The sequence below is a fragment of the Pseudaeromonas sharmana genome, from assembly GCF_042649925.1.
GTDB classification, from domain to species: domain Bacteria; phylum Pseudomonadota; class Gammaproteobacteria; order Enterobacterales; family Aeromonadaceae; genus Pseudaeromonas; species Pseudaeromonas sharmana.
In genome coordinates this window covers 815,148-830,515 of record NZ_JBHSAF010000014.1, presented here as the reverse complement: position 1 = coordinate 830,515, position 15,368 = coordinate 815,148, and the positions used below count along the sequence as shown (strand labels likewise).

Below are 15,368 nucleotides of genomic sequence, written 5' to 3'. Positions count from 1 at the left end.
GGCAGGCGGTCGTCGACTTGTTCCGCTCGCGAGTTAGAGGATAATGGCAAGCAGTCAAAAGTTACCAACGAGATGAGAATGCCGACTCTTGCTGTGATTGCGGATATTCATGGATGTGCGCCGGCCTTGGAGCAGTGTTTGCAACAGCTGGAGCGCTATCAGCCTGATTACTATTTATTACTGGGTGACTTGTTGAACCATGGACCGCGCAACCCTGTCCCCGAGGGCTATGCGCCGGCGCGGGTTGCCGAGATGCTCAATGCCCGCAGGCATAGCATTATTGCCGTGCGCGGTAATTGCGATAGTGAAGTAGACCAGATGTTGCTGGCGTTTCCCTGCCTCTCTCCCTGCAACTATCTGCTGCTGGGCACGACGAAAATATGCATGACCCATGGTCATCTTTATCAGCAGGAGCAATTAGCGCTGCAGGAGGGGGATACCTTGCTGACCGGCCACACGCACATTCCGATGTTGCGCAGTGAGCAGGGCGTTACGCTGTTGAATCCGGGATCCATTACCTTCCCGCGACAAGGTTATATGCCCAGTTATGGGCTATGGCATCAAGCGCATTGGCAAGTCATGGGATTACAGGATGGTTTACCGTTATTGACGCTCAGTTGAATCAAGGCTGCTGCTGAGGCCGTACCGCGGCTTTGGCTCCGGGCTGCCACTGGGTGCGCAGCAACCCGCTGATCTCTTCATCGGCCAAGACATCGTTGCGACAGGCCAGATAGAGTGGGCGGCTCATGTTGGGCGCGCCCTCTACCAGATGCAGTTGACCTTGACGGATGTAGCTGGCCACTGCTGGATGCGGCAGGTAGGCCATGCCACCATGGCGCAACAGATGTTTTATCGCCTGTTGCAGTGACGAGGTGAGCAGTACCGTGGTCCGCGACTGTAACTCGCTGGGGAACAGGGCTCCTGGTAGCAGCCCGTCCACCTGAACGTAGGATTTTGCCATCTGGGTGAAATGCTGGCCTGGCTGACGACAAACCAGTGTCAGCGGGTAGTCGCAAAAAGGGCGTACCGTGATTTCGTCAATTTTGCTTGGTTCAACCAGGATCGCCAGATCGAGTGTCCGTTCCAGCAACTGGCGGCACAGTTGCTCCCGCTGCCCGGTTTCGGTACGTAGACAAAGAGTCGATTCTCGGTTGGCAAACCAGGGGTCCAGCCACTCCTGCAGGCCCAGCTCCCAGCAGAAGGCAGGAGCGCCGATCGCCAGTTGTTGCTGCATGACCGCCTGTTGCGCGATCACCTGCTTGGCCTGGCCCAGGGTCTGCAGAATGGTTTCGGCGTAGGGCAGCAGGCGTTCGCCAGCGGCTGTGAGTTGAATGTTGTTGCGATGACGCGTGAACAAAGATACGCCTAGCTGTTGCTCCAGTTGGCGAATACGAAAGCTGACTGCAGACTGGGTGAGATAAAGGGTTTCTGCTGCACGACCAAAATGGCGGCTCTTGCTAACCGCAATAAAGGTGCGCAGCAGATCGGTATCCATCAGTCCAGTGACTCGTCGGCTGTATCGAAGCTGGCTTCATCACTGACATTCCCGCCAGAGGTGCAGAGGCGGTGAACACGGCGTGGGCCAATAACCTTCAGATATTTGAACCATACCTTAGCGTGGGGGTTGCCTGCGGGCTCACCCGCCGCGACGCGGTCGAGGAACGCCTTTTCCACATCGTCACTCGGGACACGTTTGTTCTGGTATAGCTCCAGCATCGCCTGGCCACACAGTTCCAGCATGTCGGCTTCAGCAACGGTAAACTGACCGCTACGGCGCAGACCACGCGGGAAATGTTGAAAATCATTGAAACGCTTGTCGGATGTAAAACTCATAGTGATCGTTTCTATTGTTGTTGTCCTGTCGCGGGGAAGTATGTTCAGCAGCCATCAGATGTAAAACTCGAAATTTTTATTAATACGATTAAAATATTTCATCGTTCGATACATCAGCGCAGCAATGGCGTGAAACTGCTGTCCAATGCTGGAGAAACCCGCGTAAATAGCTGAATAATCGTACAAAGTCCGAATGCTTTTGTCGGTAAGGATTCGTCTTGTCCTCGTGCCGGATCTGCCGAGAAATTCACATTTCCATGATGCGTTGCAACAGGTCTCCCTCCAGCAGCGCGCGTTTAATCAAGGCAACGCCTCCCATGGTGGGCTGGCTTTGAAAGTGCGCTCGCTCTATTGGAAGATGCTGATGGAAACTGGGCAAGGATTGATGTTCCACACATTGCCGTATCGCAGGCAGCAGCAGGTTGAACGCCGCAACAATTTCACCTGCCAGCAAGACCTTCTGCGGATTGAACAGATTGACCATGATGGCGATGGTTTGGCCCAGGTATTCCCCCGTCTGGCGAATGACTTCAACGGCGAGGGCGTCACCTTGTTGTGCAGCAATGCACAGGCTGGTCATCGACAACTGCTCCGCATCCAGGCTCGAAGCGTGTCCACGGGATAACAACTCCCGGCTGCGCTCCAGGATTGCCGGGTTGGAGACAATGGTTTCCAGACAGCCAAAATTACCGCATTGGCAGCGCTTGCCAAAGCGCTCAACCTGGATATGACCAATTTCGCCGACGTTTCGATTCTGCCCCAACAGCACCTTACCTTTGCTGATAATACCGGCCCCGGTGCCATTGTGGACCGAGACCAGTATTGAATCCTGGCAGTCACGGGAGGCACCGAAAAAGTGTTCTGCAAGCGCCAAAGAGCGGGTGTCATTGCCAATGAAGGTGGGTAACCCGAAGTGTTGTTCCATCTCATGGGCCAGCGGAGAGCCCGCCAGCGCGAGGCTGGGCATGTAGAGCACCTCTCCAGATTCAGGATTTACCAGGCCGGGAAGGGTGATTGCCAAACCAATCAGTTTATCGATCTGCTTGCTGCGTTTGGCAATAAACGAGGTCAATTCAGATTTCAATCGGGCTATGACCGGCTCCCGTTCGCGTTCCGTGAACGGCAATTCGACGCGATCCAGCTCCGCTGCAGCCAGGTTATACAGCCCGATATGCAGGCTCTTGCGCCCCAGACGACAGGAGATGAATTGAAACTGCTGCTGTTCGGCGACGAGGGCGATCGCTCGCCGCCCGCCGGTCGACTCCAGCAAGGCCTCCTCGCGGATCAAGCCATGCTCCAGCATCTGCCGTGTGATCTTGGTGATGCTGGCCGGAGCCAGCTGGCAGATCTCGGCAATCTGGATCCGCGAGACGGGGCCTTGCTGATCGATGATGCGATAGACAGCAGCGGCATTAACCTGTTTTACAAGGTCGATATTGGCGATTTGTCCTTCAGTCATTGTCCCTGTTCTGCGTAGTGACCCTGATCCACGGTGGCGAGGACGTTGAAGTCGTCATCAAAGATGGCCAGGTTGGCAATAAAACCGGGCGCTATGCGTCCGAGCCGGTCGGCACAGTTGATCGCCTTCGCCGGATAGAGACTGGCCATGCGTAACGCTTCATCAAGCGTGAGTCCGACCATCTTTACCAGGTTGGCAACCCCTTCGATCATCGTCAGTGCCGAGCCGCCGAGTGTACCATGGCGATCGACGCATTGTCCGTCACGGTAATAGACGGTACTGCCGCAAAAATCGAACTGGGTAAAGCCATCCGGCGCCCCGGCAGGTGCAGTCGCGTCGGTCACCAAACACAACCGTTCTCCCAATACCCTGTGTGCAAGCCGGACATTTGCCGGGTGCACATGGTGTCCATCCACTATGATGCCGGCATAGATGTCGTCCCGATCATAGATGGCGCCGACAATCCCCGGCTCGCGGCCATTCAAGGTGGGGGTCATCGCATTGTAGAGATGGGTGGCAAAGCGAATGCCATTATCAAATCCGGCCATGGCTTCGGCATAGGACGCGGCACTGTGACCAATCGAGAGCAGGATTCCGGCATCGCGCAATTGTCGCAGGTGTTCGGGGCGGTTTTTCTCGGGCGCCAGCGTAATTTTGGCAATGCAATCGGCGTGTTCGCATAAAAACGCGATCATCGCGTCGCTTGGACGGCGTATTTGCTCGACCGGGTGAATCCCCTTGCGCAATTTATTGGTGTAGGGCCCTTCGAGATGAACACCGGGGACACGATGCGCATGGCACTGCATATAGTGACGCACCGTCAGCACTGCACTTTGTATATCCTGATCCGGGCTGGTAATCAGCGTCGGCAGAAAGCTGGTGGTGCCGGATTTGAGGTTGGCGGTGTGCATGGCATCGAGTGTCAGCGAATTTGGGGCATCGTTGAACATGACACCACCACAACCGTTCAACTGCAGATCGATAAAGCCGGCCGTGATATGCCGGCCGTGCAAGTCCATACGCGGACAGTCCGCAGGGAGGTCAGTCTGCGGCAACAGGGCCGTGATAGTGTCGGCCTCGATCACAATCGCATGATCAACGAGCGTGTCTGATCCGGTGTGGATCAGACCGTTGCAGAGTGCAAACATGGTGTTATTACCTCAGATCCGCTTGATGTTCTCGGCTTCCAGTTCCTGGAAATAGCGCACCGTCTTGACCTTGAGCTCCATGGTTGACGGCTCGTCACAGACCATGATGCTGCGGGGGTGCAGCTGTAATGCCGAAATGGTCCACAAATGATTGACGCTGCCTTCCACTGCGGCTTGCAGTGCTTGCGCCTTGGCGTGGCCGGTCACCAGTATCATGATCTCTTCGGCATCAAGCAAGGTACCAACACCCACGGTCAGTGCCAGTTTGGGTACCTGCTGCAGGTCGCCATCGAAGAACCGGGCATTTGCCAGCCGGGTATCTTCCGTCAGCGTCTTGATACGGGTCCGCGAGCTCAACGAAGACGCCGGCTCATTAAAGGCGATATGCCCATCATTGCCAACCCCTCCGAGAAACAGATGGATACGGCCGTAGTGGCGGATCTGTTCTTCGTAGCGGTTGCATTCCGCGATCAGGTCTGCGGCATTGCCGTTGAGGATATGGATGTTCTCACGACGAATGTCGATGTGATTGAAGAAATTATTGTACATGAAGCTGTGGTAGCTCTGCGGATGGGCCTCGGGTAAGCCGACATACTCGTCCATGTTGAAGGTGACGACGTTGGCAAAACTGACTTCTCCCCGCTGATGCAGCGCGATCAGCTGTTGATAGGTGGCCAGCGGTGTGCCACCCGTCGGCAGCCCAAGAATGAAAGGGCGCTCAACGGTAGGCGCAAATTCATTAATGCGATCAACGATATAGCGTGCAGCCCACATGCCGACCTGTTCGGCTTGCTTTAATGGAATGAGTCTCATCTTGTTCTCCAGCACCAAAAAGGGTTGAGGTGACAGCGTGTCTGTCATCTTATTTTACATGCTAAATGAAGTTCGGTTTCAATGCGAGTTTGAAACCAGTCCAATCGCGGAATGAGTGATTTTTATCACGATATCAACCAATGTTATTTTATATCGAAAAATAACTAACCTACACTGGTTTTATCACCAGCCTGAACAGCAGGTGCAGCAGGTTCGACGCATGCCGGGGTGTCATGGCTGTCGGAGTCTGGCGTAAAACGGCTACAACCTTGTGTCGAAGAGGGGAACACATCATCGGATGGGATGCGGTTCTCGACAGAATACTAAAGGAGTACTCAGTGAACATTCTCGGTTACATGCAAAAAGTAGGTCGGGCCTTGATGGTGCCGGTCGCTACGCTGCCTGCCGCAGCAATTCTGATGGGGATTGGCTATTGGATTGATCCGGTTGGCTGGGGCGGGAACAGTGCTGTTGCCGCATTTTTCATCAAGTCCGGCGCAGCCATCATCGATAACATGTCGGTATTGTTTGCCGTCGGTGTGGCCTATGGCATGTCCAAGGACAAGGATGGTGCCGCCGCGCTGGCTGGCTTCGTTGGCTTCTTGGTCCTGACCACGTTGTGCTCGCCAGATGCGGTATCGCAGATCCTCGGACTGGTTCCTGCCGAAGTGCCGGCCGCGTTCGGCAAGGTGAAAAACCAGTTTGTCGGTATCATGGTGGGGATCATCTCGGCTGAACTGTATAACCGCTATAGCAACGTCGAGCTGCACAAGGCGCTGGCGTTCTTCAGCGGCCGCCGCCTGGTGCCGATCCTGACCTCATTCGCCATGATTCCGTTGGCCTTTGTCCTGATGTATGTCTGGCCAATGATCTTTAATGGATTGGTCTCTTTCGGGGAACATATTCAGAGCCTGGGAGCGACCGGTGCGGGGATCTATGCGTTCTTTAACCGCCTGCTGATCCCGGTCGGATTACACCATGCACTGAATTCTGTGTTCTGGTTCGACGTCGCCGGTATCAATGACATTCCTAACTTCCTTGCCGGTGGCAAGGCGCTGGCAGAAGGCAAGGCTGTCGTCGGTGTGACCGGTATGTATCAGGCTGGCTTCTTTCCCATCATGATGTTCGGACTGCCGGGGGCCGCACTGGCCATCTATCATACGGCCAAGCCTCAGAATCGCGAGAAAGTCGCCTCCATCATGATCGCAGCGGCGTTCGCGGCCTTCTTTACCGGTGTGACAGAACCGCTGGAGTTTGCGTTCATGTTCGTCGCGCCCTTGCTGTATGTACTGCATGCCGTGCTGACGGGGATCTCGGTGTTCATCGCTGCATCCATGCAGTGGATTGCCGGGTTCGGTTTTAGTGCCGGTCTGGTGGATATGGTGTTGTCCTCTCGCAACCCGCTGGCCGTGAACTGGTATATGTTGCTGTTGCAAGGGCTGGTGTTCTTCTTTGTCTACTATGGCGTGTTCCGCTTTGTCATCGTTCGTTTCAATCTGAAGACGCCGGGCCGGGAAACGGAAGAGGCGGGCCCGATGCTGGCGACGAACACCAAAAGTTCAGATCGCGCGGTATTGGCCAGACAGTATCTCAAGGCATTGGGGGGGCATGACAATCTGGTCAGCATTGATGCGTGTATTACCCGCCTGCGCCTGACCCTTAAGAATCGCCAATCTGTCGATGAGCGGACACTCAAGGCGCTCGGTGCCTCCGGTGTCGTCAAGCTGGGGGAGAACAATCTGCAAGTGGTGCTGGGCCCATTGGCCGAGATCATCGCCGGCGAGATGCGCAACATTCCTGCATCGGAAGATCTGACTGGCATAGCGTTGCCAGCCTGATGCCGGGAGCAAAGCCCGGCCATTACAAAACTGCATAAAAAACTACATAAAAAAGAGGCGCCACAGTGGTGGCGCCTAAATCCAAAAGTCGCTCAACACCCCACAACACTCAACAAAGGAAGGTCAAGGTTATGAAATGCAAGCACTCCATTATAGCCATGGCGTTACTCGGAACGCTATCTTGGAACGCGTATGCCAACCCGTCACAGCAGCTTGTCGACAATATCGCCAACAATGTGGTGATCAAGTATGAACTGGTGACGAATGACGGTGCTGGCGCCGGAGTCGATTGTCAGGCACTGGGGGCGGACTGGGCCAGTTGTAACCTCAGCAAACTGCATCTGACTAACAACGGTGCGGCAATACCGGCTGGTGGATGGGAGATATACCTGCACTCCATCCGCCGCATCCTGCGCGTGGATAACGATCACTTCCGTATCACGCATCTGACCGGTGATCTGTATCGTCTCGAACCCAGCAACGGCTTCAAGGGCTTGGCGAGCGGAGGCAAGCTGGAAATACCCTTAGTCGTTGAATATTGGCAACTGTTTGAAACCGATGTCATGCCCAATTGGTATGTCGTGGCACCAGGCGCCGCACCGCGGGTCCTGGCCAGCATGAGTGATGTGGATAACCCGCGTACCTACACCTTGCCGTTTGACGGCGACAAATGGAAGCGAACCAAGGATGACGCCAATATCCTGATGACCAGTCAAACGCGGTTTGAGGCCAATGCGGCTACCGCAACCTTGCCCGCAGCTGATTTGGCCGCCCGCATTATTCCGGCGCCGCTGCAGCAAGAAGTGATGCCGGGTTTGGCGGATTTGTCCAGGGTACAACTGCAGGTCACTGGTCTGCCCAAGGAGCAAATTGCGGCAGTGCGTCAAGCGCTGGCGCGTCTGGGTGTAAAAGAGGCCGCGGATGGCTATCCGGTGCGGGTCAGTGTGGGGCACAGCCAGCAGCAACAAGCCGAAGGCTATGAGCTGCATATCGCTGCCGATGGCGCCACGATCAAGGGCCACGATGCGGCCGGTGCCCTGTGGGGCATGCAGTCGCTGCTTTCGCTGTTGGGGGTGAATCAGCATCAGGTACCGTTAATGCAGGTCAGCGATGCCCCGCGTTTTGAATATCGCGGCATGCAGACCGATGTGGCACGCCATTTCCGCAGCAAGCAGACTTTAATGAAACTGATTGATCAGATGTCGGCGATGAAGTTGAACAAACTGCATCTGGGGCTGACCAACGACGAAGGCTGGCGGCTGGAGATCCCGGGATTGCCGGAGCTGACCGATGTGGGCGGCAAGCGTTGTCATGACTTGACGGAAACCCGTTGTCTGCTGCCGCAACTTGGGTCTGGTCCGGATAGTGACAATCAGGGCTCCGGTTTCTACAGCCGGCAGGACTACATCGAACTGGTGCGTTATGCCGCGGCAAGAGGTGTCACCGTGATTCCGGAAATCAACATGCCGGCTCATGCCCGGGCGGCTGTGATGTCGATGGAAGCTCGTTACCAGCGCCTGAAGGGGCAGGGCAAGCTCAAGGCCGCCGAGGAGTACCGGCTGTTTGACTCGCAGGATGCCTCGAACAGCACCTCGGTGCAGTTTTATGATAAGCACTCCTATATCAATCCCTGTTTACCGTCGACTGTCCGGTTTGTCGATAAGGTGATGTCGGAGGTGGCCAAGATGCATCAGCAGGCGGGGCAACCGCTGACAGCCTGGCATTATGGCGGGGATGAAACCAAGAACATCTTCCTGGGGGCAGGCTTCCAGGACACCCATACCGCAGCAAAAGACAAGGTGGCCTGGAAGGGGAACGTTGACCTGAGCAAGCAGGATTACGCTTTCGCCAAGTCACCGGCCTGCCAGCGTTTTGTCGCCGAGGGCAAAGTCAAGGCGGTGCAGGAGCTGCCGTCCTGGTTTGCCCGCGAGGTTAGCCAGCAGGTCAAGCAGCATGGCATGACGGCGCTGCAGGCCTGGCAAGATGGGCTCAAGTACGCCAACAGTGCCGCTGACTTCGCAACGCCACAAACCGTGGTCAACTTCTGGGACACCCTGTACTGGGGCGGTTTCAACGAGGCCAGTGCGTGGGCCGAGAAAGGCTATCAAGTGGTGCTGTCCAATCCGGATTACCTTTACTTCGATTTCCCGTGGGAAGTGAATCCGCAAGAGCGCGGTTACTATTGGGCGACACGCTTTAACGATACGCGCAAGGTGTTTGCGTTTGCGCCGGAGAACCTGCCGCAAAATGCCGAGACCTCGGTCGACCGTGATGGCAAGCCGTTCGTGGCCAAGGGTGAGCACGCAGCCGTCAAGTTCAAGGGGATGTCCGGTCAGCAGTGGAGCGAGACAGTCCAGACCGATGAGCAGTATGAGTACATGGTCTATCCGCGCATCTTCTCGTTGGCGGAGCGGGCCTGGCATCAGGCTGGCTGGGAGCTGCCCTATGTGAAGGGGCGTGAGTTCTCCGACAAGAGCCAGTTTGTCGACAAGGTGGCGCTGGCGAAAGACTGGCAGTTGTTTGCCAATGTGCTGGGCCAGCGCGAGATGGCCAAGCTCGAGGCGGCTGGGGTGCACTATCGCTTATCTGTGCCGGGCGGCAAGATTGTCGGTGGCAAGCTGGAAGCCAATACCGATCTGCCGGGGTTGCGCATCGAGTTCAGTACCGATGGCCAGCAGTGGCAAGCCTATGATGCCAGCAACCAACCGGCCGTGACGGCCGGCAAGGTGTGGCTGCGCTCGGTCAGCTTCGACGGCCAGCGTCATAGCCGGGTCACCACGCTGTAATAAGCAAGGCGGGTCGTGCTGACCCGCCTTGCTGCTGGGGACCAGCGCCATGGTGCCCAGTGTCAAGGCGTGAGCCTTGCGCGGTGACGGCGGCTGCTGCCTGTCACCCGTTCCTGTTGGAAAGTCCTTTTGTCCCCGCTCTGGCGGGGTTTTTTCATCTAAATCCATGCCGCCACTACAGATAAATACCTTGAGTGGCACTCCCGATTCATGGATCATTAGCGGTTATCACGCTGTCGTAGCTAATATCTCTTGAGGTGAGTGAATGACTCAGGCGGAACATCGCCCCACCAATTTTATTCGTCAGATCATTGATGAGGATCTGGCCAGCGGCAAACACACCACTGTGGCTACCCGTTTCCCGCCGGAGCCCAACGGTTATCTGCATATCGGCCATGCCAAATCCATCTGCCTGAATTTCGGTATTGCCCAGGATTATCAGGGCACCTGTAATCTGCGCTTCGATGATACCAACCCGGCTAAAGAAGAAGTTGAGTATGTCGAGTCCATTCAGCGCGATGTGCAATGGCTGGGTTTCCAGTGGCATGGTGCCGTGCGTTACTCTTCGGATTATTTTGACAAGCTGTATGGCTACGCCATTGAGTTGATCAACAAGGGCCTGGCTTATGTTGATGAGCTGTCGGCTGACGAGATCCGCGAATACCGCGGCACCTTGACCTCCCCAGGCAAGCACAGCCCGTATCGCGATCGCAGTGTCGAAGAGAACCTGGCACTGTTCGAGAAGATGCGAGCTGGCGGCTTCAAGGAAGGCGAAGCCTGCCTGCGCGCCAAGATCGACATGGCGTCCTCTTTCATCGTCATGCGTGATCCGGTGATTTACCGTGTGAAGTTCGCCGAGCATCACCAGACCGGTGACAAGTGGTGCATCTACCCGATGTATGATTTTACCCACTGCATCTCGGACGCCCTCGAAGGTATCACCCACTCCATTTGTACTCTGGAGTTTCAGGACAATCGCCGTCTGTATGACTGGGTGCTGGATAACATCAGCATCGACTGCCATCCACGTCAATACGAGTTCAGCCGTCTGAACCTCGAATACAGCATCATGTCCAAGCGCAAACTGAATCAACTGGTCACCGAACAGATCGTCGAAGGGTGGGATGATCCGCGTATGCCGACCGTTTCCGGTCTGCGTCGTCGTGGTTATACACCGGCGGCGATCCGCGAGTTCTGCCGTCGCATCGGTGTGACCAAGCAGGACAACACGGTTGAGATGAGCGCGCTGGAGTCCTGTATTCGTGAGGATCTGAACGAAAATGCTCCGCGTGCCATGGCGGTGCTGCGCCCGTTGCGTATCGTGATCGAGAACTTCGATGCCGCTCAGACCGAGATGCTGACAGTGCCGAATCACCCGAACAAGCCGGAAATGGGGACTCATACCATTCCGTTCGCCCGCGAAATCCTGATTGATGAAACCGACTTCCGTGAAGAGGCCAACAAGCAGTTCAAGCGTCTGGTGCTGGGCAAAGAGGTGCGTCTGCGCCATGCCTATGTCATCAAGGCCGAACGCGTCGAGAAGGATGCCGATGGCCGTGTGACCACCGTCTACTGCAGTTACGATGCCGAGACCCTGGGCAAGGATCCTGCCGATGGCCGCAAGGTAAAAGGCGTCATCCACTGGGTGACGGCGGCGCACTCGCTGCCAGCACAGATCCGCTTGTATGACCGCTTGTTTGCGGTCGCCAATCCCGGCGCTGCCGAGGACTTCCTGGCGACCATCAACCCGAACTCGCTGACCATTCTCGAAGGTGCCCGGGTTGAACCGAGTCTGAAAGACGCGCCAGCCGAGAAGGCGTTCCAGTTTGAGCGCGAAGGCTATTTCTGTGCCGACAGCAAGTTGTCGACGCCGGACCATCTGGTGTTCAACCTGACGGTGGCACTGCGCGATACCTGGCAGGAGTAATCTGCTCAGAAATATAAAAAACCGCCTACGGGCGGTTTTTTATTGACCAAGGTTGGGGATAATAGGCCAATATCCGTTTTAAATATAATTAAGCATGCTTAAGGCATTGAAAAGGAATGTGTTTTTTTGGGTGAACTATTTCTTTAACCGGCAAAAATAAAATGACCGCAGGTGAACGGGCCCGAATAAAAATAGTCACCACGAGCGGTCATTAATAAAATATGGCACCTGTCATCGTTGACAGATGATTACCCTTTCTTGCGTTTGGCCACACACTCCGGATGGTCGCAGTGCCCATACAGATAGAGGCTGTGATGCGTCAGCTCCATGCCATAACGCTGGGCCACTTCATTCTGGCGCTGCTCAATCACATCATCGTGAAACTCGACCACGCGACCACAGTCCAGACAGACCAGATGATCATGGTGTTCCTGATGGGAGAGTTCGAATACCGATTTGCCGCCTTCAAAGTGGTGGCGGGTGACAATCCCAGCATCATCAAACTGGTTAAGGACCCGGTACACAGTTGCCAGACCGATCTCTTCTCCCTGATCGAGCAGCTTCTTGTACAACTCTTCGGCACTGATGTGCTGGCATTCCGGTGTCTTAAGGTACTCAAGGATCTTGATGCGCGGGGAGGTGACCTTCAGGCCGGCGTCTTTAAGCTGCTGATTATTTGAAGTCATGGGCTCTATTCTGGTGACGCGGTCGCGACCGCAAGCTTGGATGTGCGAACCATTATATGTTCCAAAAGTGTAAAAATGAAACCAGGACGCAGCAATCACCCCTGACGCCGCTCACATGATGGGCCGGCGATTGCTACATGCCGCTCAATGCCTGCCATTGTTCTCGTGTCGGGAATCCCTCGGCAGCACCGATGGCCCCAATCTTCCAACCGGCAAACCAGGTGGCCTCATCCAGCGCACGCCGAGGGTCGCGGTGACGAAGCCAGCCATCAATAAAGGCCGAGAACAGGGCGTCACCGGCGCCCACCGTGCTGTGTATGCCGCGAGGGACATGTGCCTGGGCATGATGAAACGTACCGGAGGCGCGTTCGTAGAGTAGGGCACCCCGGCTACCACAGCCCATCACCAGCAGGGCATTGCCGTAGCGCGATGCCAGTTCACGCAACATGTCGGCCGGCTCACGGCCGTTGAGCCCTTCATCGCTACAGAACAGAATGTCTGCCTGCGCCATGAAATCGCGGTTGTAATCATCATCCACATTCCACAACACGTGCACATCACAGGCGACGGGGACACAGTAGCGCTTGGCTTCGCTCAGCAAAGGCCGCGAAAAATTGATATTGCACAGTAATGCCAGTTCCGCGTGACGAAGCGCGGCCGCTGCACGCTCCGGCAGTGACTGCTGTTGACACTCTTTGAGATCGACGTGGATCTGGCGGCGGCCCTCCGGGTCATAGAGGATCACGCTCTGGGCTGTGGCACTAAGGCTGGCGTGTATGCCGTCTACGGATAAGCCCGCGGCTTGTAATGTGGCGATGACGTGTTCGCCCGCCAGATCCGCTCCGGTCAAGGTATGCAACGAAACCTGATGCCCCAGTTGATGAAGGGCCAACGCCAGATTGATGCCGACACCGGAGACTGTGCTGTGGATACCATGGAATGGGTAATGCACCGGTGAGTAGGCCAATGGAAATTGAGGTATGGCCAATGTCGTTTCAATATTGGTCAGACCGGAGATAAACAGACGGGACATGGCAACCTCCTTCAACAGGCCGGAAGCCAGAATAAAACAGGCCCGCATGAGCGGGCCAGTCTGTTATGCCAATTCGGCGAGGCACATCTCTTCGTACAACTGTTTGCACCAGGCTTCCACGCGGCCCGCCGTCATGTCCGGCTGACGGTCTTCATCAATGCCAAGACCGACAAAGTGCTTGTCGTCGACCAGCGCCTTGGAGGCTTCAAACTGATAGCCTTCGGTTGACCAGTGACCGATGATGGTGGCGCCACGAGCTTCAACGATATCGCGCAGCGTGCCCATCGCATCGAGGAAATATTCGGCATAATCTTCCTGATCGCCGCAACCGAAGATCGCCACCAGTTTATTGCTGAAGTCGATCTCTTCAAGTTCTGGATAAAAATCATCCCAGTCGGCTTGCGACTCACCGTAGTACCAGGTCGGGATACCAAGAATCAGCAGATCGAAATTATCGATATCGGCTTTTGAGCTCTTGGCGATGTCAAAGACATCAACCAGGTGAGTTCCCAGCTCTTTCTGAATCATGCCGGCCACGGCTTCCGTATTACCGGTATCACTACCGAAAAACAGCCCTACACTTGCCATAGTGGTTGTTTACCCTTGGTGTTGATGATGGTTGATTATGAATTAATCCTGCTGTTGCTGCATCGTCTGTGCTTCGACGTGTTGACGCAACAGCATCTGAATCAGGTCTGCCCGGCTGACGTTGTTGGCCTCAGCCAGCTCATTCAGACGATCCAGCAAAGCTACGTCGACCTTTAACTCGACCCGGCGCAAGCCATTGGCCTTGTCCCGCTTGAGTTGGTTGCGCTTGTTGATCTTCAGCTGCAACTCCCGCGACAGCGGGTTGGTTTTCGGTCGTCCCGGCCGCTTTTCTTCGGCAAACAGGTCCAGGGTGGTTCTGTCATCTTGCTGCTTGGCCATACTTCTTTCTGCTGCGAACATAAGCTCATATTGACACGACAGGCCAAGCGGCCTGCTGATTGCCCCTAGCGTGTTAACGACGTGGGACAACGACAAGCCGCGCACTATATCACAGCGCCGAGTCGCTTGTTAACCGACTGTCGACAGGAAATCCACAACCAGTTTCTGAAACAGCTGGGGTTTCTCGGCATGCAGCCAATGGCCGGCATCCGCTATGATTTTGGCCCTGGCAGCCGGGAATAGCCGCATGATGCTGGCTTGATGTTCAGCCAGTAAATAGTCGGATTGTCCCCCCTTGATGAACAGCGTGGGTCCGGGAAAACTGCCTGACTCCTCAGGCCATGCCATCAGCGTGTCATAGCCGTGTTGCAGACCGGCCAGATTAAAGCGCCAGCCGGTATGGGGTACAAAGCTCTTGAGCAAGAACTGCCGTACTGCCGGATCTTCCAGATATGGACTCATCAGCTGTTCTGCTTCACCCCGATTGCTTGGGCGCGCAGTCGCCACCGCGGCCAGGGCGCTGAACACGGCCTGATGGCGCTGTTGGCGATAGGTGACGGGCGCGATATCGACGACGGTCAGGCTCTGTACCTGTTGTGGCGAGAGGAGTGCGTACTGCATGGCAAGCTTGCCTCCCAGCGAATGGCCAAGCAGGTGGCATGGTGGCAGCGATAACTGCATCAGCGTGGCTGCAAGCTGTTGCCGCTGACTGGACCAGGAGACATCGTCCTGCCAGGGCGACTGGCCATGATTTGGCAAATCGATAGCGACCACGCGGTACTCCGCTTCGAGGCGACGAGCCAGTTGGCCCAAATTATCCTTGTCACCAAACAGCCCGTGCAGCAGCACTATGGCAGGGGCCGTGCGGACCCCGGACTCACGATAATGAAGCATCTGCCGATTCCTGAATGTGTCGTT

General features: G+C 55.8%; 14 protein-coding genes. 4 read left to right on the top strand and 10 right to left on the bottom strand.

The window, feature by feature from the left end; translation table 11 throughout:
• Positions 1-78 precede the first annotated feature (78 nt).
• Entirely contained in the window at positions 79-621 is a 543-nt protein-coding gene (gene yfcE / locus ACFOSS_RS13460; RefSeq protein WP_377153362.1) for a phosphodiesterase, read from the top strand.
• 1 nt (position 622) lies between these two features.
• On the opposite strand, the gene ACFOSS_RS13455 is transcribed toward yfcE, so the two are convergent.
• The 5 genes from ACFOSS_RS13455 to nagB form a co-directional block, all read right to left on the bottom strand.
• Positions 623-1,495 carry a LysR family transcriptional regulator gene (locus tag ACFOSS_RS13455; protein WP_377153360.1) on the bottom strand — a complete coding sequence of 291 codons (873 nt, stop codon included), beginning with the start codon at positions 1,493-1,495 and terminating at the stop codon, positions 623-625.
• Complete coding sequence (gene maoP, locus ACFOSS_RS13450) at positions 1,495-1,833, bottom strand: DUF413 domain-containing protein (RefSeq protein WP_377153358.1); 339 nt, start codon at positions 1,831-1,833, stop codon at positions 1,495-1,497. Before maoP ends, ACFOSS_RS13455 begins: the two co-directional genes overlap by 1 nt.
• 247 nt (positions 1,834-2,080) lie before the next feature.
• Positions 2,081-3,292: an ROK family protein gene (locus ACFOSS_RS13445; protein WP_377153356.1), complete on the bottom strand. Its 1,212-nt coding sequence runs from the start codon at positions 3,290-3,292 to the stop codon at positions 2,081-2,083.
• Complete coding sequence (gene nagA, locus ACFOSS_RS13440; protein WP_377153354.1) at positions 3,289-4,440, bottom strand: N-acetylglucosamine-6-phosphate deacetylase; 1,152 nt, start codon at positions 4,438-4,440, stop codon at positions 3,289-3,291. The genes ACFOSS_RS13445 and nagA overlap by 4 nt, the downstream gene beginning before the upstream one ends.
• A 12-nt stretch (positions 4,441-4,452) precedes the next feature.
• Complete coding sequence (gene nagB, locus ACFOSS_RS13435; RefSeq protein ID WP_377153352.1) at positions 4,453-5,253, bottom strand: glucosamine-6-phosphate deaminase; 801 nt, start codon at positions 5,251-5,253, stop codon at positions 4,453-4,455.
• A gap of 338 nt (positions 5,254-5,591) precedes the next feature.
• Between nagB and nagE the strand changes: the two genes are divergently transcribed.
• From nagE to glnS, 3 genes are all read left to right on the top strand, one after another.
• On the top strand, positions 5,592-7,091 hold the full coding sequence (gene nagE, locus ACFOSS_RS13430; RefSeq protein WP_377153350.1) for an N-acetylglucosamine-specific PTS transporter subunit IIBC: 1,500 nt from the start codon (positions 5,592-5,594) through the stop codon (positions 7,089-7,091).
• A gap of 131 nt (positions 7,092-7,222) precedes the next feature.
• Positions 7,223-9,877 carry a beta-N-acetylhexosaminidase gene (locus ACFOSS_RS13425; RefSeq protein ID WP_377153348.1) on the top strand — a complete coding sequence of 885 codons (2,655 nt, stop codon included), beginning with the start codon at positions 7,223-7,225 and terminating at the stop codon, positions 9,875-9,877.
• A 265-nt stretch (positions 9,878-10,142) separates the two neighbouring features.
• Complete coding sequence (glnS, locus tag ACFOSS_RS13420) at positions 10,143-11,804, top strand: glutamine--tRNA ligase (protein ID WP_377153346.1); 1,662 nt, start codon at positions 10,143-10,145, stop codon at positions 11,802-11,804.
• Between the two features lie 248 nt (positions 11,805-12,052).
• On the opposite strand, the gene fur is transcribed toward glnS, so the two are convergent.
• The 5 genes from fur to ACFOSS_RS13395 form a co-directional block, all read right to left on the bottom strand.
• Complete coding sequence (gene fur, locus ACFOSS_RS13415) at positions 12,053-12,490, bottom strand: ferric iron uptake transcriptional regulator (protein ID WP_377153344.1); 438 nt, start codon at positions 12,488-12,490, stop codon at positions 12,053-12,055.
• 133 nt (positions 12,491-12,623) lie between these two features.
• Complete coding sequence (locus tag ACFOSS_RS13410) at positions 12,624-13,523, bottom strand: carbohydrate kinase family protein (RefSeq protein WP_377153342.1); 900 nt, start codon at positions 13,521-13,523, stop codon at positions 12,624-12,626.
• 63 nt (positions 13,524-13,586) lie between these two features.
• Complete coding sequence (gene fldA, locus ACFOSS_RS13405; protein WP_377153340.1) at positions 13,587-14,111, bottom strand: flavodoxin FldA; 525 nt, start codon at positions 14,109-14,111, stop codon at positions 13,587-13,589.
• 42 nt (positions 14,112-14,153) lie between these two features.
• Complete coding sequence (gene ybfE, locus ACFOSS_RS13400; protein WP_377153338.1) at positions 14,154-14,450, bottom strand: LexA regulated protein; 297 nt, start codon at positions 14,448-14,450, stop codon at positions 14,154-14,156.
• A gap of 129 nt (positions 14,451-14,579) precedes the next feature.
• Positions 14,580-15,344, bottom strand: a complete 765-nt coding sequence (locus ACFOSS_RS13395; protein ID WP_377153336.1) for an alpha/beta fold hydrolase — start codon at positions 15,342-15,344, stop codon at positions 14,580-14,582.
• Positions 15,345-15,368 lie beyond the last annotated feature (24 nt).